This is a genomic window from Morganella psychrotolerans (genome assembly GCF_001676155.1).
Classification (GTDB): domain Bacteria; phylum Pseudomonadota; class Gammaproteobacteria; order Enterobacterales; family Enterobacteriaceae; genus Morganella; species Morganella psychrotolerans.
Genome location: NZ_LZEW01000030.1, coordinates 88,392 through 113,456 on the forward strand (window position 1 = coordinate 88,392; position 25,065 = coordinate 113,456).

General features: G+C 47.4%; 18 protein-coding genes and 1 pseudogene. 7 read left to right on the forward strand and 12 right to left on the reverse strand.

Annotation, left to right across the window (positions count from 1 at the left end):
* Positions 1-39: 39 nt before the first annotated feature.
* Both AYY16_RS15490 and megL read right to left on the reverse strand, forming a co-directional pair.
* Positions 40-1,323, reverse strand: a complete 1,284-nt coding sequence (locus AYY16_RS15490) for an SLC5/6 family protein (RefSeq protein ID WP_067368596.1) — start codon at positions 1,321-1,323, stop codon at positions 40-42.
* 239 nt (positions 1,324-1,562) lie between these two features.
* Positions 1,563-2,760 (reverse strand): annotated as a pseudogene (megL, locus tag AYY16_RS15495) (methionine gamma-lyase).
* A gap of 679 nt (positions 2,761-3,439) precedes the next feature.
* On the opposite strand from megL, the gene AYY16_RS15500 reads away from it, so the two are divergent.
* On the forward strand, positions 3,440-5,077 hold the full coding sequence (locus AYY16_RS15500) for a sigma-54 interaction domain-containing protein (protein WP_067368599.1): 1,638 nt from the start codon (positions 3,440-3,442) through the stop codon (positions 5,075-5,077).
* A 4-nt stretch (positions 5,078-5,081) separates the two neighbouring features.
* On the opposite strand, the gene phrB is transcribed toward AYY16_RS15500, so the two are convergent.
* Positions 5,082-6,515 (reverse strand): deoxyribodipyrimidine photo-lyase, encoded by a 1,434-nt coding sequence (gene phrB / locus AYY16_RS15505; RefSeq protein ID WP_067368604.1) that lies wholly within the window; start codon positions 6,513-6,515, stop codon positions 5,082-5,084.
* A gap of 63 nt (positions 6,516-6,578) precedes the next feature.
* Positions 6,579-8,081, reverse strand: a complete 1,503-nt coding sequence (gene proP / locus AYY16_RS15510; RefSeq protein ID WP_067368607.1) for a glycine betaine/L-proline transporter ProP — start codon at positions 8,079-8,081, stop codon at positions 6,579-6,581.
* Positions 8,082-9,304: 1,223 nt separating this feature from the next.
* Between proP and AYY16_RS15520 the strand changes: the two genes are divergently transcribed.
* Positions 9,305-9,616 (forward strand): helix-turn-helix domain-containing protein, encoded by a 312-nt coding sequence (locus AYY16_RS15520; RefSeq protein ID WP_067368614.1) that lies wholly within the window; start codon positions 9,305-9,307, stop codon positions 9,614-9,616.
* Positions 9,617-9,895: 279 nt separating this feature from the next.
* Complete coding sequence (locus AYY16_RS15525; RefSeq protein ID WP_067368617.1) at positions 9,896-10,873, forward strand: LysR substrate-binding domain-containing protein; 978 nt, start codon at positions 9,896-9,898, stop codon at positions 10,871-10,873.
* A 405-nt stretch (positions 10,874-11,278) separates the two neighbouring features.
* Here the strand turns inward: AYY16_RS15525 and AYY16_RS15530 are convergent, their stop codons facing one another.
* The gene (locus AYY16_RS15530) at positions 11,279-12,457 is read right to left on the reverse strand and encodes a M20 metallopeptidase family protein (RefSeq protein WP_067368620.1); all 1,179 of its coding nucleotides are present in this window, start codon (positions 12,455-12,457) and stop codon (positions 11,279-11,281) included.
* 798 nt (positions 12,458-13,255) lie between these two features.
* Between AYY16_RS15530 and poxB the strand changes: the two genes are divergently transcribed.
* Entirely contained in the window at positions 13,256-14,977 is a 1,722-nt protein-coding gene (gene poxB, locus AYY16_RS15535; protein ID WP_067368626.1) for a ubiquinone-dependent pyruvate dehydrogenase, read from the forward strand.
* A gap of 46 nt (positions 14,978-15,023) precedes the next feature.
* Here poxB and AYY16_RS15540 read toward each other — a convergent pair whose 3' ends face one another.
* Positions 15,024-15,932, reverse strand: coding sequence for a DNA-3-methyladenine glycosylase family protein (locus AYY16_RS15540; RefSeq protein ID WP_067368629.1), 909 nt, complete (start codon positions 15,930-15,932; stop codon positions 15,024-15,026).
* A 354-nt stretch (positions 15,933-16,286) separates the two neighbouring features.
* Here AYY16_RS15540 and AYY16_RS15545 point away from each other — a divergent pair, with 354 nt between their 5' ends.
* Positions 16,287-17,723 (forward strand): DUF4026 domain-containing protein, encoded by a 1,437-nt coding sequence (locus AYY16_RS15545; protein WP_067368633.1) that lies wholly within the window; start codon positions 16,287-16,289, stop codon positions 17,721-17,723.
* A gap of 223 nt (positions 17,724-17,946) precedes the next feature.
* Positions 17,947-18,579, forward strand: coding sequence for a LysE family translocator (locus AYY16_RS15550; RefSeq protein ID WP_067368635.1), 633 nt, complete (start codon positions 17,947-17,949; stop codon positions 18,577-18,579).
* Positions 18,580-18,655: 76 nt separating this feature from the next.
* Here AYY16_RS15550 and glpD read toward each other — a convergent pair whose 3' ends face one another.
* From glpD to AYY16_RS15580, 6 genes are all read right to left on the reverse strand, one after another.
* Positions 18,656-20,143 carry a glycerol-3-phosphate dehydrogenase gene (gene glpD / locus AYY16_RS15555; RefSeq protein WP_067368642.1) on the reverse strand — a complete coding sequence of 496 codons (1,488 nt, stop codon included), beginning with the start codon at positions 20,141-20,143 and terminating at the stop codon, positions 18,656-18,658.
* 270 nt (positions 20,144-20,413) lie between these two features.
* Complete coding sequence (locus AYY16_RS15560) at positions 20,414-21,175, reverse strand: DeoR/GlpR family transcriptional regulator (protein WP_067368649.1); 762 nt, start codon at positions 21,173-21,175, stop codon at positions 20,414-20,416.
* A gap of 76 nt (positions 21,176-21,251) precedes the next feature.
* Positions 21,252-22,085, reverse strand: a complete 834-nt coding sequence (glpG, locus tag AYY16_RS15565) for a rhomboid family intramembrane serine protease GlpG (protein ID WP_067368651.1) — start codon at positions 22,083-22,085, stop codon at positions 21,252-21,254.
* 26 nt (positions 22,086-22,111) lie between these two features.
* Entirely contained in the window at positions 22,112-22,435 is a 324-nt protein-coding gene (glpE, locus tag AYY16_RS15570) for a thiosulfate sulfurtransferase GlpE (protein WP_067368653.1), read from the reverse strand.
* A 257-nt stretch (positions 22,436-22,692) separates the two neighbouring features.
* Positions 22,693-23,271 carry a Fe-S biogenesis protein NfuA gene (gene nfuA / locus AYY16_RS15575; protein ID WP_067368925.1) on the reverse strand — a complete coding sequence of 193 codons (579 nt, stop codon included), beginning with the start codon at positions 23,269-23,271 and terminating at the stop codon, positions 22,693-22,695.
* 61 nt (positions 23,272-23,332) lie between these two features.
* A complete protein-coding gene (locus AYY16_RS15580) occupies positions 23,333-24,016 on the reverse strand; it encodes a phosphoribosyltransferase family protein (protein ID WP_067368656.1) in 684 nt (227 codons plus the stop codon).
* Positions 24,017-24,052: 36 nt separating this feature from the next.
* Here AYY16_RS15580 and bioH point away from each other — a divergent pair, with 36 nt between their 5' ends.
* Entirely contained in the window at positions 24,053-24,826 is a 774-nt protein-coding gene (bioH, locus tag AYY16_RS15585; protein ID WP_067368659.1) for a pimeloyl-ACP methyl ester esterase BioH, read from the forward strand.
* Positions 24,827-25,065: the final 239 nt, after the last annotated feature.

Here is a 25,065-nt window from a genome sequence, read left to right on the forward strand (position 1 = left end):
TGTGTGGTTTTTACGTTGTTCTGTTTTTATTCAGTCCGGTTACTCAAGGTATTTAAAGAATGGCGCAATGAGCAGCAGGATACCGAATCCCATAACACACCAGGCTTTCCAGTCTTTGAATTTTTTCAGTTTCGCAACACGGAATACCAGATAAACAGGGATTAAGCAGGACACGATGGCATATAACGGACTACCAATCTGGAAGAACACAACGACAGAGAAACCGGTAGACACCCACGCTGTCAGTAATGCAACAATAAAGACAGAAATAACGATGTTTAACACGGTGTAGTTAATTTTCTCTTTGTCCATGAAGCGGGAGAGCAGGTTAACAGCAAGACCTTTTACCGATTCCTGGAAGCCAAGATAGATACCGAAGAACGCGGTCAGAACTGCAAAAATATTCAGTACTGTTGTCATCACGCTGACTACTGCGCCGGGAATAACCTGAGCGGCAATTGCCAGTGCAGAGATGTTCTGTTCAAACGCTGATACAGCCTGTTCATGACTGATAGAGAATGTAAAAGAGAATGAGAAGAACAGGATAATGGTGACCAGTGTGATGTATGCCACGCGGTGAGCGCGGATAGCACGGTAGGTCGCCACACGTTTGTCAGATTCCAGTTTACGGTACGCGATATTCATCGGGTTCAGAATCTGAACAAAAACCGCAGAGAAGAAAGCAAACGGGACAGTTAACAGTACGTCGCGGGTAAAATCACCTAACGCCGGAAATGCAGTGATATTATTGAAATCCCAGTGAGGGATCATCACCAGACCCAGGGAGATAATGATACCGACCTTAATGATAACCATCGGTCCGGAGATTTTGAACAGCAGTTTCTCACCCTTTGACGCAACGAAAATCAGCGCGGAAAAGACAACGACGCGATATATCAGTGAATCAGAGAGAACACCTTCTGTAACGCCGAAAGTATGGAGGTAAGAGGCACTGTCGAAAATAACGGAAAGGGAATAAATAAATATACCGTGGATAAGCATCAGGAAGTAAATAATCCCCAGTGCGACACCCCAGTTACTGCCGAGATACTGTGTAATAATGTTTGTGTAGTCTTCACACTCTTCACTTTCAGACAGCGTATTCATATATAACTTCTGCAACATATAAGTTGCCGGATACGCAATCATGAACGCTAAAATAAATACCCAAATACCTTTTAAGCCAATCTGGATTGGCATTACAACCGTACCTGCACCAATCGCCATACCAATACAAAGTACCACCCATCCGGCGTCATACATTGTAAACGGTATTTTGCCCAGCGCTTTCGCGGGATTCTCGGTTGAGGTCATGTCCGCCATACTAAGCCCCCTTAGTTTTCATTATAATTTATTGTGATTATGGTTTTTAAAAAATGTCAGCACAGCTTTATTCTTTTGTTATTACTGCTAAAAGTATTTTTCAGATACTTAAAGAGCACGCAGATGAATTCAGAGTGGCTCCCGTGAATTTTTCCGCGTGCTCCGTGTACTCATCCCGCTGCGTTATTCAACACGACGGGGTGAGTACATTACTGATGACTTAATTTTTCACTCAGGTCTTAAGCAACCGCTTTCGCGATGGCTTGTTCCAGGTCGGCAATGATGTCTTCAGCTGTTTCCAGACCGACGGAGATACGAATCAGGCCGTCAGTGATACCTGCTTTCAGACGCTCTTCAGCCGGGATCGGTGAGTGAGTCATTGAAGCAGGGTGTTGGATCAGGGTTTCAGTATCGCCGAGGCTTACTGCCAGCAGACATAATTCAACGGAATTCATTACTTTACGGCCGGCTTCAATACCACCTTTGATTTCAAAGCTGATCATACCGCCGAAGCCGCTCATCTGTTTTTTCGCTAATTCGTGCTGCGGGTGAGATGGGAGGCCCGGATAGAATACAGATGTGATGTTCGGGTTAGTTTCTAAGTATTCAGCAACTTTCATTGCGTTAGAGCAGTGACGTTCCATGCGCACATGCAGCGTTTTCAGACCACGCAGAGTTAACCATGCGTTGAACGGGCTCATGACGCCACCGGTGATGTCTTTAACACCCACCAGACGGGCAGGAACCAGGAAGTCAGCAGGACCGACAATCACACCACCGATAACGTCGCCGTGACCATTGATGTATTTAGTGACACTGTGAACCACGATGTCTGCACCTAATTCCAGCGGACGCTGGCAGTACGGAGACATAAAGGTGTTATCCACAACCAGCATAGCGCCGCCTTCGTGAGCAACATTTGCAGCAGCTTCGAGGTCGATCATTGCCAGAGTCGGGTTAGCAGGCGTTTCGACATACACCATTTTGGTGTTTGGTTTCATTGCTGCTTTGATGTTTTCCGGATTATCAGCACGAACGAATGTTACTTCGATACCGAACTTAGGCAGAGAGTGAGACAGCAGTGCATAAGTACAACCATACAGAGTGTCAGAAGCAACGATGTGGTCGCCCTGACCGCACATGGTCAGAATAGTGGTGGAGATTGCAGAGATACCGGATGCTGTTACCAGAGCGGCTTCGCCGTTTTCCAGAACACGCATTTTTTTCTTCTAATGCTGCGTTAGTCGGGTTACCTAAACGGGAGTAGATATAACCTTCTTCTTCTAATGCGAAACGTGCTGCCCCTTGCTCTGCGCTGTCAAAAACGAATGTAGAGGTCTGATAGATTGGGGTTGATAACGCACCTGTCAGTGGATCAGGTTGCTGACCAGCGTGAACAATCTTAGTGTCATAACCTTTATTCGAATAATCGTGCATATATCCTCCAGGATAAAATTTTTTTATTTTGCCAACATGTGTTGTTGCAGTAATAAAAGCAACATGCGTGCCAACTCCGGAGGAATTTTTATAACATATTGAATTAAAATGAATAAATAACTTTAACGCATAAGTTAGATGATGTCAGCAGGAAAGAAGTGGAAAGTTAACTGTAAGAAATAGTGACAAAGTGGAACGAAAGTTGACAGTGAGTTGCCACTTTCTGATAGACCTGACAGAAGAGTTAATTACATTGCGGGGTAAAATCAGACGTGCGTCACATTATAGCCCCAAAAACGAAGAGTGATCCAGATCTCTTTTTAAATTTTTTCCTGAACCGATATGTCCGGCTGTTGATAATCACCATGCTTCCAATTATTTCCCACGTTACTACTTTGTGAGGCCGCTCAGGTATTGCATGTGATTTTTTCATAGAATTGAGATATCTGCCGGATACAGTTCAGTGGATTTTGTTTATAGTAAGCGAAGTAATAACACCTAAAATAATAATTATACCACGTATGATGAGCATGCTTATCGTACGGTTTTTTCATTCCGTTTTATTTTGTTTTTATTTCACACTTTGTTTACTGCACCGGGTCTGTATCTTTCGGGTTAACTCTGGTGAGTGGACAAAAGTTTAAGCACTACATACCACTAACCGGGAGTGGCTAAACACATGTCTGCATATAGATGGTTGATTAATACCATTGACCGCGTCGCCATGGTGGAAGAAGTCATCAATGAGTTTTCCGTGTCTGAAATCAGCATTAATTCCATGGAAGTATTTCCATGCAAAATTTATGTCAAATTCAATGCGGAATGTGAGCGCGACGTCAAACTCCTGCTGAGTAAACTCCTTCTTAATCCTGATGTTATCAGCATCACCCGCTCTAAACTGCAACCCTACGAACGCAAAGAAAAAGAGCTTCAGGCGATACTTGAATCCACCACTGACGGCATCATCGGGATCAACAATCAGGGCAATATCAGTTACTTTAATAAAGTCGCTGAAGAATTTTTCTCTGTATCAAGAGAAAATATTGTCGGGATAAATATCAGTAAAATTCTCAGCACTAAAAATCAGGAAGTTATCACCAAGCTTCTTGGTGGTAACAGTTTTGATCACTATCAGATGGTCACCGGCACAGCAAAAGGTGAGCTTTACTATATTTGTTCGGGACGACCTATTCTCAGTGAAGAATCTCAGGTGATGGGCGCGGTGATTACCTTTAAAAGCCTGCGCTCTGTTCAGCAGATGGCATCATCGGTAAATAAAAGCCTGCCATTCAGTTTTGACGATATTATCTGTGAAAGTGAAATCATGATCAATCTGATTGATTTTGCTAAGAAAATATCAATAAGCCCGTACACGGTGCTGATCCGGGGTGAAACCGGAACCGGTAAAGAACTGTTTGCCCGCGCAATTCACAATGCCAGTGACCGTAATGGTCATCCGTTTGCGCCGATAAACTGTGCGGCACTGCCGGAAAATCTGATTGAAAGTGAGCTGTTCGGCTATGAAGGCGGTGCCTTCAGCGGAGCAAGTAAAGGCGGGAAAATGGGATTATTTGAATCCGCCAATCACGGTACTGTTTTTCTGGATGAATTCGGCGAGCTTTCTCTTATCCTGCAAAGTAAATTACTGCGTGTATTGCAGGAGGGCGTGATCCGCCGGGTCGGCGGGCACAAAGAGGTGCCTGTGGATGTGCGGATTATCGTGGCGACGAACCGGAACCTGGAAGAGATGATTGAGAATAAATCGTTCCGTGAAGATCTCTATTACCGGATTAACGTGATCCCGATAAATATCCCGCCGCTGAAAGAACGAAAAAATGATATCCCACTGTTATTACAGCGTTTTATCAGTAAATATACGGAGGAACTGAATAAGCGGCTCAGTTTGTCTCAGGATGCCTATCATCAGCTGATGGCGTATTCATGGCCGGGAAATGTCCGCGAATTACAGAATGTTATCCTGCGGGCTATTCATCTGGCATCCGGGGCAGAAATTACCGTCAAAGACTTATGGCTGCCTCATGAAGACGTGATGGCTGCACCTGTGCGCCAACAGCCGGTAAACCGGGCTGAGAGTATATCCGCGCAAGATTCACCGCAGGAGGAATACAGCCTGAAAGAGTCTATTGCCCGGCAGGAAAAGAATCTGCTGGAAGATTACCTGCGCCGTTACGGCTCGGCCCGCAAAGTGTCACGTGAAATCGGAATGTCTCATACCACAGTACTGAACAAAGCCCGTTATTACGATCTGGAACACTTGCTGACCTACCGTTCTGTGCGGCGGCAGGCACATAAATAGGTAATTACCGCCCGTCATCTTTTATTGCAGTGTGGCGGGCCGTTTCGTAGGCTTCAATAGCTCTGATCCGCGCCATACTGTGATCAACCATCGGATGTGGGTAGTTAAGCGCATACTGATTTTTGTCAGCCCATTCATGCGGTGTATGAATATATTTTACCGGGACTGCGGCGAGTTCCGGCAGCCAGCGGCGGATAAAACTGCCGTCAGGATCAAAGCGTTTCCCCTGAGTTACCGGGTTAAAAATCCGGAAATACGGCACAGAATCATGCCCTGTTGATGCCGCCCACTGCCAGCCACCATTATTGGCGGCAAATTCACCATCGACTAAGCGCGACATAAAATAGTGCTCTCCGCGCCGCCAGTCGATTAATAAATCTTTTACCAGAAAGCTTGCGGTGATCATCCGCAGGCGGTTGTGCATCCAGCCCGTTTCATTCAGCTGACGCATTGCCGCATCCACAATCGGGAATCCGGTTTTCCCCTGTTGCCAGGCGGTGAGTGCGTCACTGTCCGGTGACCAGATAATAGACTCTGTCCAGCGCTGCATAGGGCGGTGGCGGCTCAGATCCGGATTCAGAGCCAACTGGTGGATATAAAACTCACGCCAGATAAGTTCGCTCAGCCAGGTATAACCGCCACTTTCAGGTTCATCTGTCACCATCGGGAAATTCAGGCGGAGAGTGCTCAGGCACTGGCGTACAGAGATAATGCCGGTTGCCAGATATGCCGAGAGCTGACTGGTGCCACGGAGTGCCGGAAAGTCCCGTTGCTCACGGTAGTCAGCCGCATCCCGCTGACAGAAATCAGCCAGCCGTTGCAGTGCTGCATCTTCACCGGACGGAAAAAGCGGATGCTCTTGTGCGGTCAATCCGGTATCTGCCGGTGTCACCGGCGCACCTTGTGCTTTTGGTGCGGGCAGAACGCGGACTGGAGTTTGCATCAGTATGTTAAGAAATGCGCGGCGGAAAGGCGTAAAAACTTTATAGATCCCGCCCTGTTGTGTACTCACGCCACCCGGAGGCAGCAGCACACTGTCATCAAAGGTATAAAAACGGCAGGTATCCGGCAGAATGGCGGCAAATCGCCGGTCACGGCGCTGTTCATTCAGTCCGTACTGGTTATTGGCATAGACGGCAGGTGTTTTGTGTTTCCGGCACCATTGTGCCAGCCAGTCTGCGGCATCGGCATAGGTACTGCACGGCTGAACATGCAGGGTGATACCCAATGCGGCTGCGGCAATATTCAGCGCACGCAGCTGACAAATAATCAGCGCCTGCTGCGATGAGGACATCGCATGTTGTTCCCATTGCTGCGGTGTGGCAGTAAACACCAGTGTTACGTTGCGGTGCGCCTGACAGGCGGCGTGCAGAGCCGTATTGTCTGTCAGTCGCAGATCCTGCCGCAGCCAGACAACAGCCGGTACTGAGTCCGTCATAGCCTTTCCCCTGTTCGCATTATAAAAAAGCCCGCGTCATAAGAGGCGGGCCGCAATGAAAAACTAATCTAATTTAGGATGTTGATCAATCAATGATTGTCTGCGCTTTTGCAGTGTCTCAATTTCGTCATCAATGTCTTCAATTTTGTGCTCAATATTATCGTAATGCTCAAGCAGGATCTCTTTGGCTTCTGCCCGGTCAGATGCGGCAGGTGTTGCTCCGCGTAACGGTTTATTTGCCGTTTCCTTCATTATAATACCTGTGGCCAGACCGATGACGGCAACGACCATCAGATAATACGCAGGCATATAAAGATTCTGTGTGGTTTCAACCAGCCATGCTGCCGCGGTTGGTGTGGCACCTGCAATAAGAACAGAGATATTGAATGAAATCGCCAGGGCGCTGTAGCGGATTTTCGTCGGGAAGATAGCCGGTAAAATGGAGGCCATCACGCCGGTGAAACAGTTCAGTAAGATAGCGAGGATTAATAATCCTAAGAAAATCAGTCCGATAACGTCACTGTTAATCAACATAAAGGCCGGCACAGACAGAACAAATAATCCGATACTGCCTGCAAGGACAAAGGGTTTACGCCCGATGCGGTCACTCATCATCCCGATTAAGGGTTGTACAAACAACATACCAACCATGATAGCGATAATAATCAGCACGCCGTGGTCTGCGCTGTAGTTCAGGTTATGAGACAGATAGCTCGGCATATATGTCAGCAGCATATAGTAGGTGACGTTGGTGGCAATCACCAGCCCGACACACACCAGCAGGCTTCTGCCGTATTTTGAGGCAATTTCGCGTAAAGTAACCCGTGGTTTATCTTCACTGGTACCCGGGTTTGCGTTTTCCATATCAGCAACATGTTGCTGGAACGCCGGTGTTTCTTCCAGAGCATGACGCAGATAGAGTCCGATCACACCCAGTGGCAGCGCCAGGAAGAACGGAATACGCCAACCCCACTCATGGAAGCTCTCTTCTCCGAGAATACTGGAAAGCAGAACTACAACACCCGCACCACAGACGAAACCTGCGATAGAGCCGAAATCCAGCCAGCTTCCCATAAATCCGCGTTTTCTGTCCGGAGAGTATTCCGCGACAAAGATAGCAGCACCGGAATATTCACCCCCGACGGAAAAGCCCTGCGCCAGTTTTGCCAGTAATAATAAGACCGGCGCCCAGATGCCGATAGTGGCATAAGACGGGATCAAACCAATACAGAAGGTACTGACAGCCATAATAATGATGGTGATGGAGAGGACTTTCTGGCGACCGAACTTATCGCCCATAATACCGAAAAACAGACCACCGAGAGGACGTATCAGGAAAGGCACGGAGAAGGTAGCCAGTGCGGCGATCATCTGGACGCCGGGTGATACTGCCGGGAAAAAAACCTGACCCAGGACATAGGCTAAGAAGCCGTAAACCCCGAAATCAAACCATTCCATGGCGTTACCGAGTGATGCGGCCGTAATTGCTTTCTTTAATTTACCATCATCAATGATGGTAATGTCATTGATATTTAAGGGTTTTTGTTTTGTTTTCTTGCGTCTCATCGTTGTATCCTTTTGCTCCGTTCCGGGTGGATTAACGTGACGGTTATTCACCAAAATCCACAACGATTGTATTTATAATAGTGGATTAATCGGTAACAGGAGATATCTAACACTAAAGTGATAAGTATAAATACGTAGACATTTTTGTATTTACTTATGTTGTTAAATATATCGGTTGATCAGGTATAGCACAGCTAACGCCGTATTGTGTGGTGAGCTGATGGCAGGATAGGAAGAATAGGAAAGTATGATGTTGTAATAACCAAAAAAAAGCCCCTGTATTTTGAATCGAGGTCATCTAGGCTATCATAAATAACAAAATTTGTAAAATTACCGGGGTTTTATGCTGGGCTTTATTGTTTTTACTGGTTGTTTTTACTGATATTTTCATCATATTCATTTTAAACTTTTTTTGATGATTGTCATGTCTGACACAAAACAGAATAATGCAAATAAATATGAATATGCGAGTTTTTATCAGAAACGTTGACGATAATGCCGTAAAACTGGCAAATAAACCTGTATTTGGTTTAGTAATCGCAAAAAGGGAGAGGAAAAATAGTACCAATAGCGGCTTGTAATACGACGAAATGTTATCGAAATGTATCATTTTATTTCTCAATTTTCTCTATGATCTTTTCTGATAATTACAGCATTTGTAATTAACTCATGATGACGGGGTTGAATAATTTCTTTACGTAATAATAAGATAATCTTTGGATTTATATCCTGTGTAATAATAATTGGCAGTTATAAGTGTCAATAGATATTTTAGAAAGTGTAAGTTGTTTCAAGATATATCGTTTTTTTTTCCATTTAATTGCGTGTTAATAAGTATTAAAAGAAAAATATTTAGCATTATCTATCGATGATGAGCTAATTTTGTTTTAGTGGTTTATACCTAGTTTGCTTGTGAGTGAAATGGTAAATATACGATAATACATAGGGTTATCACTCTTTCACTCACCGAATAATTCTTTTTTTTACAATTCGTTAAGGCTTGGGTGTGTAGGTTTCAATTTGGTAAACGAATATGTAATATGTGTTTCAACATGTGTATGGTGCTGGTGTGAATAAGTACCTTCATGTAGTAGTTAAAAAAAACAACAAAGAGCAAAACTTTGTGAATATCAATTGGTCCACTTTCTTTAATTAACGCATATTTTGTTAGTTATCAGGGTTCACTCTGATGATGACCGCAGCTATATGTGAGGGATAGCGACATGACCAAAGCAAAAAACTCAATAGCCCGTGCTGTTGGGCAAAAAATTCAGGTGTTACGAAAAGATCACGGTATTACTGCCGCAAGACTGGCTGAAATGATTGAAATCAGTCAACAGCAAATGTCACGTTATGAACGTGGTGTAAACCGTGTGGATGTTGATTGTTTAGTCCGTATTGCGGATATCTTTGAGGTACCGGTTGGTTGGTTCTTTACTGATATTGAAGGGCGAAGCAAGCGCGACGGGGCAAATGAACGGGAATCCTGGAAAGCGGAAACTGTTATTTTGCCTGTTGAATCCGAACTGATGTGATTTCGTGATAACTGAGTAAAGCTCAATATTATCTCAAAAATCCGTTATTAGCGTGCTAATAACGGATACCGCTTTTTGTGAAAAATCTGCTTTTTCTCTGTTTTTATTTAAACGGATCAACATATTTGCCATTGCCATCATCCCGTTTTGTGTGTTTATTTCTTCATCATCCGCCTTGTGCTATCATTCATGATACACAGCACACCGAACTACTCTAATAGTCCTATTTATTAATAATTTTAATATTTTTAATCCGTTTTATAACTGGATAAATAAGCAATGAACATTAATCAGCTCAAAAGTTTTGTTGAGGTGGTCAGAAGTGATTTTAATATCACAAATGCTGCCGAAAAACTGTATACATCGCAGCCAACGGTGAGCAAGCAGCTTAAAATTCTTGAAGATGAACTGAACGTTTCTTTATTCAACCGGAAAAATAATAACTTATTATCACTCAGTCCGATTGGTGAAGAAGTTCATCGCGTTGCCTGCGACATTCTTGCGCAGTTTGATAAAATTAAAAGCCTGGTATCTAACGAAGACAGCACAATAAAACAGAATCTCCGTATTGCCACGACTCATACTCAGATCCGCTATAAATTACCGAAAGTCATTGAACGCTTTAATGCCCGTTATCCGAACATTTCCCTGCATTTTCATCAGGGAGCGCCTGCGCAGCTCGCTGAGATGGTTAAGAACGGAGATGTGGATTTCGCTATCGCAACAGAGTCATTGCACCTGTATGACGATTTACTGACCCTGCCGTGCTATCAGTGGTCACGCAGTGCTATTGTGCCGCATGACCACCCATTGGCGCAGCATGAGCAACTGACGATTGAAGAGCTGGCGACTTATCCGCTGATAACCTATGTCTTCGGATTTACCGGGCGCTCCAAGCTGGATCAGGTCTTTTATCAAAACCGCCTGACACCCAATGTGGTATTAACAGCCGTCGATACTGAGATTATTAAATTTTATGTAAAACGGGGAGCGGGTGTGGGTGTTATTTCATCTGTGGCGTTTGATTCACAGGAAGACAGTGAAACACTGCGTTGTATAAATATCGGAAACCTGGTAAAACCAAGCTATACCCATATCTGTATCAGCCGTCACACGCATCTGAAAGATTATATGTATGACTTTATTTCCTGTTATGCCCCGCATCTTGACCTGAATTATATTCATCAGCCGGAACAGTGGTTACCTGCCGGGCAAAGTGAGAGGGATGTGCTTTACCGCGCATTACCCGAGCTCTGATATACCCTTATTCATTCAAACTGCAGGTGCGTTGGCTACGCTCAGCTAACCGGGTCACATACTGATGTATGCTCCCCGTTTATCTTCCCTTGCCGCCTGCCTGCATCTTGAATGACGTCGGGTATATACTACCTTTATTGATTCAAACTGCAGGTGCGTTGGCTACGCTCAGCTAACCGGGTCACATACTAATGTATGTTCCCCGGCTGTCTTCGCTTGTCGCCTACAGGCATCCCGAATTATTTAGAGTATACCCCCCCCCTTATTCATTCAAACTGCAGGTGTGTTGGCTACGCTCCGCTAGCCTGCATCTTAAATTTTGCTGAGTATAAACGCGATATTTTTGATAAAAAAAAGCCCGGTAACATCTGTTACCGGGCCTGATATTGCTGTGTGTTTTTATTATTAATGTGTGGCGATGTTAATAAAAATTTGTGCACCAATCAGCAGACAATCATCGTCTACAAAATAAGGGTTGGCGTGCAGATAGTTATTAATGCCTTTGGCTTTGTTTCCGCTGCCTAAGAAATACATTGCGCCGAATTTATCTTTGGTGGCATTTACCAGATAACTGAAGTCTTCACTCCCTGTCATTGGTTTGCCGTTTGATTCAATATTTTCTGCCGGTAAGAACGCCGCAGCGGCTTTATAAATCGCAGCAGCTGCCTGCGGGTGGTTAATAACAGCAGGGTAGCCGCAGGCATCCAGTGTGGTTTTAAAACCACCGGCTTCGCTGCGGGCAACAATCTCTTTAAAACTGTCTTTTAAGATATTATTAGTTTCTTCATCCATTGAACGGATAGTACCGCGTGCCTGAACGTAATCCGCCAGCGCATTAGGAATAGTACCGCCATTGAACATTCCGCAGCCAAAAACAGCCGGACTGAAAGGATCGGTTTTTTTGGCGACGATGTAATCCATATAATCGATGATACGGGTGGCTTCGCGGATAGCATCCAGCCCTTTGTGCGGGGTAGAGCCGTGTGCGGAAATACCGTGAACGTCCAGCGTCCACGCCGAGCCGTAAGAAGACATAACACCTGCATTGAAGCGGATAAGCCCGGTCTCAATTGCCCCGTCATTGTGCAGCCCGTAGACTTCATCAACACCGTCCATGCAACCCATTTCGACCATTTTATCCGCACCCGGAATACGCATATCTTCTTCTGCCATCTGGAAGATAAAGCGAATGTTGCAAAGGAGTTCGTCGCGGTGCTCACTCAGATATTTTGCCGCAGTCAGCGCGATGGTCATGTGTGTATCGTGACCACAGTTGTGCGCGCAGCCTTCATGCACAGAACTGTGCTCGTTGCAGGTCATGTCCGGCATTTCCAGACCATCGATATCAGTGCGGTAAGCAATCAGACGTTTTGCGGGGTCAATCATTAACTCTGCGGTAAACCCGGTATATCCTTCAAACGGACGAATGGTATAGCCGAAGCTTTCCATCAGTTTGCGGCAATATTCTGAGGTTTTATACTCTTCACCGGACAGCTCAGGGATCTTATGTAAGTCCTGGCGGGTTTTCTTGCTAAACGCTTCAAGAGCAAAGAGTTTCTCACTGATATTATATTTATTCGTCATTACATTATACCCCGTTTACTGAAACCGGTTTACGTGCTGGTGAAAGAAGCCCTGGTGTATACTCTTATTCATTCAAACTGCAGGTTCGTTGGCTACGCTCAGCCAGCATCCTGAATGACGTTGAGTATAAGCGCGGGTATGACCGGAAATCGCCGGTCATACCACAACGCTGGTGCAACATGAGTACATTTTATTTTTACGCTGACACCTTCCGACAGAACCGGCGGGACTCTGTCATCGGTGAATAGTCGTTATTTATTTGCAGGAGGGATTTTAACGTCAGATATAAAAAAAGTGAGCGTGACGGAGATCGGGTTTATATCATATCAGTATTGCATGGGGTATGAATAATAATGATGATGGCAGTGAAATAAAAAAATAAAATCATTCATAATAAATAAAAAAAACATATAAATTTCAATAAATTAATAGCATTTAAATTATCACCTTATTTTGTGGTGAAAAGTAATGTAAATATAAAACCCTGAAGTGATAAAGGTAATATTAATATTATTTACCTTAATATAAACGGACTTATTTATATATCGATCAACCTCTTTTTATATTATCCCGCCATACTTCAGAATGCATAGTGGATTGATTCTGTGGATTTGCCTTATTGCCGGTGGTTTTATCTGAGCCGGGTGTGGACTACACTCTATTTACAGGATATTGATCAGGCTTATACCCTTATTCATTCAAACTGCAGGTTCGTTGGCTGCATCTTGAATGATGTTGGGTATATGTCACACCATTTTCCGAATCAGATTTGATAACCAGTAAGAGGGAAGGTTTACGATGAAGCAGACAGTCGCGGGTTATATCGCAAAAATGTTGGCGGATGCAGGAATCAACCGTATCTGGGGTGTCACAGGAGACTCGCTGAACGGGTTGAGTGACAGTTTACGCAAATTAGGCACGATTGAATGGATGGGAACACGGCATGAAGAGGTTGCGGCATTTGCCGCAGGTGCAGAAGCGCACCTGACCGGCAGGCTGGCAGTCTGTGCCGGTTCTTGTGGTCCCGGAAATCTCCATTTAATTAACGGGTTATTTGATTGTCAGCGTAACCGCGTACCGGTACTGGCGATTGCGGCGCATATTCCTTCCGGTGAGATTGGCAGCCATTATTTCCAGGAAACTCATCCGCAGGAATTATTCCGTGAATGCAGTGTTTATTGTGAGCTGGTGTCAAACCCGGAGCAGATTCAGCAGGTTCTGGGAATTGCCATGCGCAAAGCCATTCTTGAGCGGGGTGTGGCAGTTGTGGTTATCCCGGGGGATGTGGCGTTAAAACCTGCGCCGGAATCTGCCCGTAATGTCTGGTATGAACCCTCTCTGCCATTGGTGATGCCGCAGCGGGATGAACTGGTGAAGCTGGCGGATGCTCTCAATGGTGCGAAAAATATCACACTGATGTGTGGCGCGGGATGTGCCGGCGCACATGATGAAGTACTTAAACTGGCAGAAACACTGAAAGCCCCGGTGGTACATGCACTGCGGGGCAAAGAGTATCTGGAATACGATAATCCGTACAGTGTGGGAATGACCGGGCTTATCGGATTTTCGTCCGGTTACTATGCGATGGAAAATGCCGGTACTCTGGTGCTGCTCGGTACACATTTTCCGTATCGTGCCTTTTATCCGGCAAAAGCAAAAATTATTCAGGTGGATATCAACCCCGGCAGTCTCGGCGCGCACTGTGCTGTGGATATGGCTGTCATCGGGGATATCAAAGCTACTCTTAACGCGATCCAGCCCCGGTTGCGGGCTAAAGAAGACCGTACGCATCTTGATAATGCCCTGAAGCACTATCAGACTGCCCGCAGTGACCTGGATGCGCTGGCAACAGCAAGCAAACGGGAGCTTATCCACCCGCAGTATCTGGCGAAAAAAATCAGCGAGCTGGCAAATGACGATACTGTCTTCACCTGTGATGTCGGTACGCCGACTGTCTGGGCGGCACGTTATCTCACCATGAACGGGAAGCGACGGCTTATCGGCTCCTTTAATCACGGTTCGATGGCAAATGCGATGGCGCAGGCTATCGGCGCGCAGGCAATTGATCGCAAACGCCAGGTGGTAGCCATGTGTGGTGACGGCGGATTCAGTATGCTGATGGGCGATTTTATTTCGCTGGCACAAATGAAACTGCCGGTGAAAATTGTCATCTTTAACAATAGTGTATTGGGTTTTGTCGCGATGGAGATGAAAGCAGGCGGTTATTTAACGGATGGCACTGATCTGCATAATCCGGATTTTGCGGCTATGGCAAATGCAATGGGTATCAAAGGGATACGGGTTGAAGACAGTGAGTTACTGGATGATGCCCTGAAAACGGCATTTGCTCATGATGGCCCGGTTCTGGTGGATGTGGTTACCGCTAAACAGGAGCTGGCGATGCCGCCGGACATTAAATTTGAACAGGCTAAAGGATTCAGTCTTTATATGCTGCGCGCGATTATTAACGGGCGGGGTGATGAGATTGTCGATTTGGCAAAAACCAACTGGTTGCGCTGATACTATCTGAAGTTGCCGCAGTGTATCTGCGGCACTTTAATGCCTGTTAATATCCGGCGGCAGATTCCAGCCGCCACAAATGTGCCGCCATCAATGCACGATGCGGGGCAAACTCTGCCAGCCATGCCTGTGTTTCATCCGCCGTCAGTTTCTCTTCCCGTTCAAGCAGGCGCTGTAAATTGCGCCGCACTGCCACATCACCATGCAGTGAGCCGTTCAGGTAATTAAATCCACGCAACAGTGCATAGCTGACCGTCCAGGTGCCGATGCCTTTAATGGCCGTCAGTGACGCAGAAACCGCGTCTGCATTGTCCGGCGTGACCACATCCGGCAGCACCAGCTCACCGCTTTCCAACTGCCCACTCAGCGTCAGCAATGCATTGGCTTTGCCGACAGAAAAACCACAGCTGCGCAGTCCGTCAAAATCTGTTTTCAGGATATGCGCGGCATCCGGGTAGCACCACAGCCCGCCGGAATGGCGCAGATTGATATGCTGAATCAGGCGGCGGCGGATAGAGATCGCCGCATGAACACTGATTTGCTGCCCGATAATCGCCCAGTTAATCGCTTCAAATGGTGTGGCAGATTGATAGATGCGCAGCCCCTGCTGCCGGCGGATCAACTGCCCGACTTGCGGATGTTCCTGATACAGGGACTCAAATTCCTGTACCGGCTGTAATAATCCCAGCATATGACAGGCGAGATGGTGCAGTGCCGCTTCGTCGCCGGGCAGCGTCGGACCATCGGTATGCAATGTCACCCGTACCTGTCCGGTATCGGTTTCCAGTGTCAGCAGTGCAGGATGTCCGTGCAGGCAAACCCCTTTCATCACCCGGTTCTCTGCGACCTGCTCTGCAACGTTATGCGTATCCCGTAAATGAAAAGCAAGGAAATCCGCTGTATGATAGTGGGATGGTAACAAAACTGTAATAATTAATTTGTTGTTTTTACTCACATTATTGTACCTTGTTGCGGAGCGGACAGAAAACCGGACCGGGTCTGTCTTATCAATTGTCAGTACCGGCTATGCAAAAATGTAAATTCATGTCGTGACAGGTGGATTATTCTGAGTGAATTCTGCTTACCAAATGTGATACTTATATGCATGAACAAATTAGTTTATTTTTAGCATATTCATTTTTTAAAGATACCTCACCAGTCCCTCCGGGACGAAATCAGAGGTTATTGTTGTAACAATGAATATAATTGACGCTCGAAGATCTCACGTTCCCCGGGGGGGAAAGCTTAGCGTTTAGTCCGAGATTGTTACAGCACAGCAGCACAACCAGAGCGGATAAAGGCATTACCGATGGATATAAAACAATATTACCTTGAGGTCGCTGAAGGTAAAGGAAAGAAGATGACGTCGGAGATTGTGACATTCTCTCCTTCGCGGCTGAACCTGGCTGAGCTAGAAGAGCGGTTAACATCACAAACCTTTTTCACACAGGGTGATATTGAATACGGGGATGCCGATGAACACAGTTTTTACTATACGTGTCACTATGGTGATGAAGAATTATTGTTCCTGATTTCGCTGGCGCCAAGGGCACCGGAACTGGAAATTAATCCTTATTATTCAACAGATACATTGTCGCCGGAATTACTCGCAGAAGTGAACCAGACTGAGCAGGATATCTATGTTGAATGTCTTTTAAAGAATGATGTGCTGCTCAGCTATCGCCATCAGCTTAAAATTGTGCAGATATTGGTTCCGGACTTACTGCTGGGGATCGATATTTCCGCAGCCGGTCGCGGCTTTACCCGCGAGTGGCTCAATTTTCAGCTCGAAAATGATGTGCAACTGAATATTGAATCGCTGTACACCATTCATGCGATTTATGACACTGAGAATACCCCGCCGACTATGTATTGGTTCCATACGCACGGATTACTGCGTTGCGGTATCCCGGAGGTGGAATTGCTGCTGCCGCATACGATTAATTCGTACTACGGTATTCCTGATCTACTGCGCAGTTTTGTCGGACAGAGCCTGAATGAGGGTAAAGTACTGTTTAATGAGCCGATACTGTGTGGTCAGACAGAGAAACAATTAGAGTACATTGTGGCGCTTCCTTATCAGGAAGGTATTCGTCAGGTGAATAAAGAAACCCCGATTGAGCAGTTGAAATCACTGGAAGAGATTGATTACTCTCACGATAATATGCCTGAGAATGAATTTCTGGGGGATCGCAGCGATCGTGACGATCAGCATGATCATCCTTCCTGTATGTTGTTCCGGACCAATGAGAGCACCCCGGTATTGCAAACCTTCTTCAAAGGTTTTGACGATGATGCGGCGATCATGTTTTACCGTCCGAATACTGAAACGTATGAGATGGCGACAAAAGCCCGGTTACGCTGGCACTACTTTGCTCAGATGTTTACCGAATACGGTCAGCCGGAAGTCAAAGAGAAAAAAGGTCTGCTGGCGGGATTTTTCAGTAAAAAAAACCGCGCAGAAGTGGAAGAAGAGGAAACACCACGGGCGTTTATGGTCAAATGCGGTATTCCATACGGAGATGCTGATGACCTGGAGCATATGTGGTTTGTCCCGGAAAGTCTGGAAAATGATACCTTTACCGGTAAACTGATTAACCAGCCATTTTATGTGAAAGAAATGGAAGAGGGCGGAGTGTACCAACTGGATACCTCGATGCTGACTGACTGGAATATCTATTTCTCCGGCGATAAATACACACCGGATACTATTTATCAGCTTCTCAGCCCGCCACTGGTTCACTGAGTTCTGTAAATTCTTACATAAAGCGCTGAACAGCGCTTTTTTTTGTGCCCGCTATTCTGTGCAGTAAACCACGTTATTAATACATACTGAATTATGTTATTGCTGCTTTTTTTTCTGTTCTGTTTATAATCGAAATTGTGACTGACCAGCACCGCAATATGTGCTCAGGAAGCATGAGCGTTGTATATTATCTGTCCGGTATTAACTGCCGGGGGAGTATGTTATGCCTGATTTAACATCGTTGCTGGCGTTTGCGTTGGTCGCACTGGGAATGGTATTAACGCCCGGTCCCAATATGATTTATCTGATCTCCCGTTCACTCTGTCAGGGAAAGAAGGCCGGATATGTTTCGCTCGCCGGTGTCGGGCTGGCGTTTATTTTTTATATGCTCAGTGCCGCATTCGGGATCACCGCGCTGTTTTTTGCAGTTCCTTATGCCTATGACGCATTGCGTATTGCCGGGGCATTATACCTTTTGTATCTTGCCTGGCAGGCAGTGAAACCGGGCGGACGCTCTGCTTTTTCTGTGCGCGACCTGCCGGCAGATAAACCCAAAAAACTGTTTACCATGGGGTTTCTGACCAGCCTGGCAAACCCGAAAGTGGCGGTGTTATACCTTTCTCTGCTGCCGCAGTTTATTGTACCGGGACACGGCAGTGTGCTGACGCAGTCTCTGATCTTCGGCAGCATGCAGATGCTCATCAGTATTGCAGGCAATGCATTGATCATTTTTACGGCGGGAACAGTTGCCGGATTTATGACCGGTCGCCCGCTATGGCAGGTGGTACAACGCTGGCTGATGGGAACCGTGCTTGCCGGTCTGGCGGTGAAAATGGCGCTGGAATCCAGGCGGTAATCAATAAGCAGACCGGCATGATTTTCCCGGTCTGCGTTATTCCGAACAGTACGGATTGCTTTTAACGCTGCTTTTTTTAAAGCTGATTGCTTTCCAGCCACTGTGCAACCTGCTGCTGCTCATCAACACTGAGCCACATTCCCAGCTTGGTTCTGCGCCACAGTGCATCTTCTGCACTGACTACCCACTCATTTTTTACCAGATAGCGTAACTCGGCTTCATACAGATTGTGACCAAATAGCTGCCCGAGGTCGCTCAGTGACTGCGCGCCATCAAGAATTTTTGCCGTCTGACTGCCGTATGTGCGGGCAAAGCGCAGCGCCAGCCCGTTAGGTAGCCAGGGATAGGTTTCACTCAGTACCCGTGCATATTCATCCCGTGAATGACCATTGAGTTCACCGCCGGTCAGAACTGCCTGCTTTGTCCATGCTTTTCCGGCCTGCGGATAATAGGCGGCAAGTTTATCCAGCGCATGTTCACCCAGTTTGCGGTATGTGGTAAGTTTCCCGCCAAACACGGACAGCAGAGGTGCCTGCCCGTTTTCGTCATGCAGATCCAGGGTGTAATCCCGGGTAATCGCCTGCGGAGAATCGGATTCATCGTCACACAGCGGGCGCACACCGGAATAGCTCCAGCGCACATCATCGCGGCTCAGGGTCTTCTTAAAGTGGTCGTTATAAACATCCAGCAAATAATTAATTTCTGTATCATCAATTTTTACATCAGCAGGATCGCCATGGTATTCCACATCGGTCGTGCCGATAATTGAAAACTCATCCATCCAGGGGATCACAAACACGATGCGGTGATCTTCATTTTGCAGAATATAGGCCTGCGGCTCGTCATGAGCGCGCGGAACGACAATATGGCTGCCTTTGATGAGACGGATGCCGTAAGGTGATTTCAGGTGCAGCCCGTCATCAAAGAGCGCTTTCACCCACGGACCGGCGGCATTAACTAATCCTTTTGCCTGCCAGTGCAATTTTTCACCGGTCAGTGTATTTTCAGCTTCTACCTGCCAGAGCCCGTTTTCGCGCCATGCACGGGTGACTTTTGTCCGGGTGCGGACTTCGCCGCCCTTGCGCACAATTTCCTGTGCGTTAAGCACCACCAGGCGTGCATCATCGACCCAGCAATCCGAGTATTCGAAGCCTTTTTTGAATTCCGGTTTCAGCGGGGATGCACTGTTGAACGTCAGTCCGCGACTGCCGGGCAGAGTTGTGCGTTTACCCAGGTGGTCGTAAAGGAATAATCCTGCGCGGATCATCCAGGCCGGGCGCAGATGTGGCTGATGCGGCAGGCGAAAGCGCATCGGGAATGCAATGTGCGGTGCCATTTTTAACAGAACTTCGCGCTCAGCCAGTGCTTCACTTACTAAACGAAATTCATAATGTTCGAGATAGCGCAGCCCGCCGTGGATCAGTTTTGAGCTGGCGGATGAGGTGGCACAGGCCAGATCCCGCGCTTCCAGCATAAGCACAGAAAGCCCGCGCCCTGCGGCATCAGCAGCAATACCTGCTCCGTTTATTCCGCCCCCGATGACGATTAAATCTTTGGTTTCCATCCTGACTCCCTTGATGCGCGCATTCATTCTTTTATGTTCGTTATCGCTCATAATAGTTCAATGTGATCGATAATCCAACATTTTGTACATAAAAAAAACGTTTCCCGTGACAAGGGTAACAATTCATTATCATATCCATACTAAAAGTAATGATATTAAGTGTCAGAGCAGCAACGGGAAACAGCGGGAAATAACGGGAAGGAGAAAGAAACAGAAGATAAAGACATAGCGACCGCGTCACAGGTGCTGTGACGCGGCAGGAAGACAGACTCAGCCGCAGACGTCGAGCTGGACGTTTTGCTCATCGAGTATTTTGATAATGCTGTCCGGCGGGCGTTTATCTGTGAACAGACAGTCGATAAGCCCCATATTGCCGAGGTTTACCATTGCGTTGCGACCAAACTTGGAGTGGTCGGTGACAAGCATGACACAGCGGGAATTTTCGATAATTGCGCGTTTAGTGCGCACTTCGTGATAATCAAACTCCAGAAGTGAGCCGTCAGTATCGATGCCGCTTATCCCGAGGATACCGAAATCCAGACGGAACTGAGAGATAAAATCGAGTGTGGCTTCGCCGACAATACCACCATCCCGTGAGCGGACTTCGCCGCCGGCGAGGATCAGCCGGAAATCCTCTTTTGCCATCAGCAGTGTGGCGACATTCAGATTATTGGTGACGATGCGCAGGTTTTTATGGTTCAGTAATTCGTGAGCCACGGCTTCCGGTGTGGTGCCGATATCAATAAACAGTGTTGCACCATCAGGGATCTGTGAGGCGACGCGGCGGGCAATGCGGCGCTTTTCATCAGACCACATGCTTTTGCGCTCATGATACGCGGCATTAACTGAGCTGGATGGCTGAGCGGCACCACCGTGGTGGCGGTGAATTTTATTCAGCTCTGCCAATTCATTGAGATCACGCCGGATAGTTTGCGGGCTGACATTAAAGAACTCTACCAGCTCTTCTGTGCTGACATAGCCCTGTTTATTGACTAATTCAACGATAGCATCATGGCGCTGTGTTTGTTTCACAAAATCCCCCGGTCAGGTCAATATCGCCGCACAGGTGCGGCGCGAATGGAGCAGCAGATCATTATTACATTATTATTCAGGCCGCCGGACGGCGGTTATCCCACACGGCCATCAGCAGGCCGATAGCCAGCCCGGAGGCGTGTGCCATATTGGCAATCGGCATTGTACCAAATAAATCAAAATAACCGATAACCAACCATAATACGGAGAAAGCCATCATAGCGCCGGGCAGGTAAATGCCTGCGGACGGGTTGCGCATGCCTGTGTACCAGACATAGGCTATCAGTGCGAAGACCACACCGGACAGCCCGCCGAATGAGGGACCGCTGAACAGTGACTGCGCCCAGCAACTGAACAGAGCGGAAACGAGGGTAATGACAAACAGCCGCCCGCTGCCCATCTGTTTTTCCACCTGACCCGCAAGATACCACCACAGGGCAAGGTTCATTAAAATATGTGTCAGGGAAAAATGCAGAAATACCGGACTTACCCAGCGCCAGAGTTCGCCCTGCTGACCGGCATCCGGCCATGCCAGATAATCCATTACCGTGTCAGTACCGCTTATCTGCATCCACAGATAAACAAGGGCACACAGCACAGTAATAGTGATGGTCAGCGGACCTGCGGGGGTTATCAGGTTTTTGGCGGAGTAAGACGCGGGGTAGCGAAACGGGGAATCTGTTTCGCCGGACGCCCAACTGGCAGCGAGATAGCGTTTGTTCATCGGGTCACGCATGAAGCTCTCTAATTCTGCCTGTGTTTCAGTCAGTTTGTTTTCGTCGTCCAGCCATAATTCGACACCACTCCCTTCACGGGTTGCACGCATGACGAGCTGAATATCGCGGGATGCCATGTAATCAATAAATGACTGAGCTATCCGCGGGTTGGCAATGGTGATCAAATAAACCATATAACTGTCCGTTTAACTGTTCGTTTTCACGCGAGAGACCTGACTGTGTCCGGGTAGAGGCGCGACCAGCTTTCAAAGCCGCCGTTGATGCTGTACACCGTTTCATAGCCGACATTAAGCAGATACTGAGCTGCGCCCTGACTGCTGTGTCCATGGTAACACATCACCAGAATCGGCTGCTCAAAATCTGTCTGATCCATAAAGGTATTCACGGAGTCATTTGTCAGGTGAAAGGCACCGTCAGCGTGCCCGGCACGAAAGCTTTGCGGATCACGGATATCGACTAACATAATATGCTGCTGCCACAGCCCGTAGGCGGCATCAGGGGAGATTAAGCGGATTTGTTCCATAATTATTTTTCGTATGCAGGTGAATATCAGTGGTGACAGAGCACCACCGGAATACTGCCCGGAAACAGACCGGGCAGTGTATATAACAGGCCACGCGATAATGGCCGCTGAATACTCGTCATACTTCAGGATGTCTGGTCGTTAACTACGCTCAGCCCGCCGGGTCACATACTAATGTATGCTCCCCGGCAATCGGAGCTTGTCGCCTACAGGCATCCCGAATTATTTAGAGTATAAATACTGTAAATTAAATCGAATCAGTAATAAGAATGTTCGCCGGGCTGATGTTCAGTCAGGTCTTTAACGCCTTTCAGCTCATCGGGGAACATATTTAATAACTCTTTTTCGATCCCTTCTTTCAGGGTCACATCGACCATTGAGCAGCCGTTACATCCGCCGCCGAACTGGAGGATAGCAAACCCGTCATCAGTGATTTCCATCAGGGAAACACGACCGCCGTGACCTGCCAACTGCGGGTTAATCTGAGATTGCAGGACATACTCGACGCGTTCGATCAGCGGAGCATCATCATCCACCTTGCGCATTTTTGCATTCGGCGCTTTCAGGGTGAGCTGAGAGCCGAGCTGGTCAGTGATGAAGTCAATAACGGCTTCTTCAAGGTACGGGGCGCTCAGTTCATCGACATAGGCGGTCAGTTGCTCAAACGGCAGCGCGGTATCCGTCGCTTCAACGGCATCCGGCGGACAATAAGAGACACCACATTCTGCATTGGGTGTACCGGGATTAATAACAAAAACACGGATTTGTGTACCGGGTTCCTGGTTGGCAAGCAGTTTGGAAAAATGTGCCTGCGCAGTGTCAGTAATAGTAATCATAACATTGCCCGAAAATAGTTGACTGTTCTGGTAGGTTATAATACGCCCATTCATGTGTTCACTACAAGGTGCGACAGAGACACCAGACCTGGACTGTCGCAGCACCCGCACGAATGAGCAATTCAGACAGCGCTGTCATGGTCGCTCCCGTGGTGATGACATCATCTGTTACGGCGATATGCAGTCCGCGTATTTCACGGGTTAAGGCAAATGCAGATTTCAGGTTTGTCAGGCGATGAGCACGGGACAGCGTCCGCTGACTCAGTGTAGCACGAGTCCGGATAACGCCGGAACTGTCATAAGGGCAGCGCAGCCATTTTGCCAGCGGACGGGTGATAAGGTCGCTCTGATTAAAGCCGCGCAGCCACTGTTTGTACCGGTGCAGCGGAGAACTGAGCAGTAAATCCGGTTTCAGGTAATCCCCGTCGCGGTAGCCCTGTAAAAACCGGCATAACAGCAAACGGGCGAGCGCGCGGGCGACAAAAGGCTGCTTGCCGTATTTGAGCCGGTGAACCAGTGTGGTCAGCGGCGGCTGATATCCGGTCACTGCCAGCAGGCGCTGCCAGGGTGGCGGCGAATGCAGACAGCGCCCGCACTCCGGCTCCGGTGTTATCAGCTGACGCCCGCAGCGCAGACAAACGCGCGGCATCACCGGCAGTGTCCGTTCACAGAATCCGCAGATCCCGTGTGCGGCGATAGCAAGAGGCTGTTTGCATAGCAGGCAGTAATTCTCAATAATAACCATCCGTCTTCCCTCCGGATAAATAAGGACACAATAGCGATGGCGACTCTTTTTTGGCAGCGAAGCGGGCAGGGCAAACGCAATCTTGTGCTGTTGCACGGCTGGGGACTGAACGGCGAAGTATGGAGCAGTATTGAAACGCGACTAGCGCCGCATTTTTGTATTCATAAGGTTGATTTGCCGGGCTACGGGCGCAGTCAGGAATTTGGTGAGATGTCATTGAGTGAGATGGCGGACGTCGTGTATGCACAGATGCCGGAGAATTCTGTGCTGGCAGGCTGGTCGCTGGGCGGACTGGTGGCAACACAGATTGCGCTGACACACCCGCAGGCAGTGAGTCATCTGGTGACTATCAGCTCCTCTCCCTGTTTTGGTGCGCGGGAAGAAGAAGGCTGGCCCGGGATCAAACCCACGGTTCTGAGCGGGTTTCAGCATCAGCTGGAGACTGATTTTCAGCGCACAGTCGAACGTTTTCTTGCGTTGCAGACACTGGGAACCGCGAGTGCCCGCCAGGATGCGCGGATACTGAAATCCGTGGTACTGGCGCAGCCACTGCCGGATGTAGCTGTACTGAATGCCGGTCTGGAGATTCTGCGGACAACTGACATGCGTCCGCAGCTTATATCACTGACAATGCCGTTCCTGCGTATCTACGGGTATCTGGACGGGTTGGTGCCGCGTAAAGTTGCACAACTGCTGGATGAACAACTGCCGTTATCGCCATCGGACGTTATGCGTAACAGCGGACATGCGCCGTTTATTTCTCATCCGGATGAATTCTGTGATGTGTTGCTGGGGTTTGTGGACAGATAATTCAGAAAAAAGCCGGTTAGTTAAAATAACCAACCGGCCTTTTCAGAATTTTGATTTGTTCAGAATATTGTTTACGTGGGCGATTCAGCTCCGACCTTCTGCTTTACGCTGTGCTATACGTGCTTTAAGAGAAGACGCACTAAATATCTTACCTTCAGAATAGCCTGAAGTTTTAACGGCTACTCTCGGTGTTTTATTAGTTGTTTGCGATATTATTGTAGTCATTTTTATTTGTGTTC

What these genes read in the sequence shown, in the direction of transcription:
- glpG (WP_067368651.1), bottom strand. Translation starts at nt 22,085, where the DNA reads ATGGTTTATTTGATCACCATTGCCAACCCGCGGATAGCTCAGTCATTT.
- AYY16_RS15520 (WP_067368614.1), top strand. Translation starts at nt 9,305, where the DNA reads ATGACCAAAGCAAAAAACTCAATAGCCCGTGCTGTTGGGCAAAAAATT.
- AYY16_RS15490 (WP_067368596.1), bottom strand. Translation starts at nt 1,323, where the DNA reads ATGGCGGACATGACCTCAACCGAGAATCCCGCGAAAGCGCTGGGCAAA.
- poxB (WP_067368626.1), top strand. Translation starts at nt 13,256, where the DNA reads ATGAAGCAGACAGTCGCGGGTTATATCGCAAAAATGTTGGCGGATGCA.
- AYY16_RS15580 (WP_067368656.1), bottom strand. Translation starts at nt 24,016, where the DNA reads ATGGTTATTATTGAGAATTACTGCCTGCTATGCAAACAGCCTCTTGCT.
- bioH (WP_067368659.1), top strand. Translation starts at nt 24,053, where the DNA reads ATGGCGACTCTTTTTTGGCAGCGAAGCGGGCAGGGCAAACGCAATCTT.
- nfuA (WP_067368925.1), bottom strand. Translation starts at nt 23,271, where the DNA reads ATGATTACTATTACTGACACTGCGCAGGCACATTTTTCCAAACTGCTT.
- AYY16_RS15525 (WP_067368617.1), top strand. Translation starts at nt 9,896, where the DNA reads ATGAACATTAATCAGCTCAAAAGTTTTGTTGAGGTGGTCAGAAGTGAT.
- AYY16_RS15530 (WP_067368620.1), bottom strand. Translation starts at nt 12,457, where the DNA reads ATGACGAATAAATATAATATCAGTGAGAAACTCTTTGCTCTTGAAGCG.
- glpD (WP_067368642.1), bottom strand. Translation starts at nt 20,143, where the DNA reads ATGGAAACCAAAGATTTAATCGTCATCGGGGGCGGAATAAACGGAGCA.
- glpE (WP_067368653.1), bottom strand. Translation starts at nt 22,435, where the DNA reads ATGGAACAAATCCGCTTAATCTCCCCTGATGCCGCCTACGGGCTGTGG.
- phrB (WP_067368604.1), bottom strand. Translation starts at nt 6,515, where the DNA reads ATGACGGACTCAGTACCGGCTGTTGTCTGGCTGCGGCAGGATCTGCGA.
- AYY16_RS15545 (WP_067368633.1), top strand. Translation starts at nt 16,287, where the DNA reads ATGGATATAAAACAATATTACCTTGAGGTCGCTGAAGGTAAAGGAAAG.
- AYY16_RS15550 (WP_067368635.1), top strand. Translation starts at nt 17,947, where the DNA reads ATGCCTGATTTAACATCGTTGCTGGCGTTTGCGTTGGTCGCACTGGGA.
- proP (WP_067368607.1), bottom strand. Translation starts at nt 8,081, where the DNA reads ATGAGACGCAAGAAAACAAAACAAAAACCCTTAAATATCAATGACATT.
- AYY16_RS15500 (WP_067368599.1), top strand. Translation starts at nt 3,440, where the DNA reads ATGTCTGCATATAGATGGTTGATTAATACCATTGACCGCGTCGCCATG.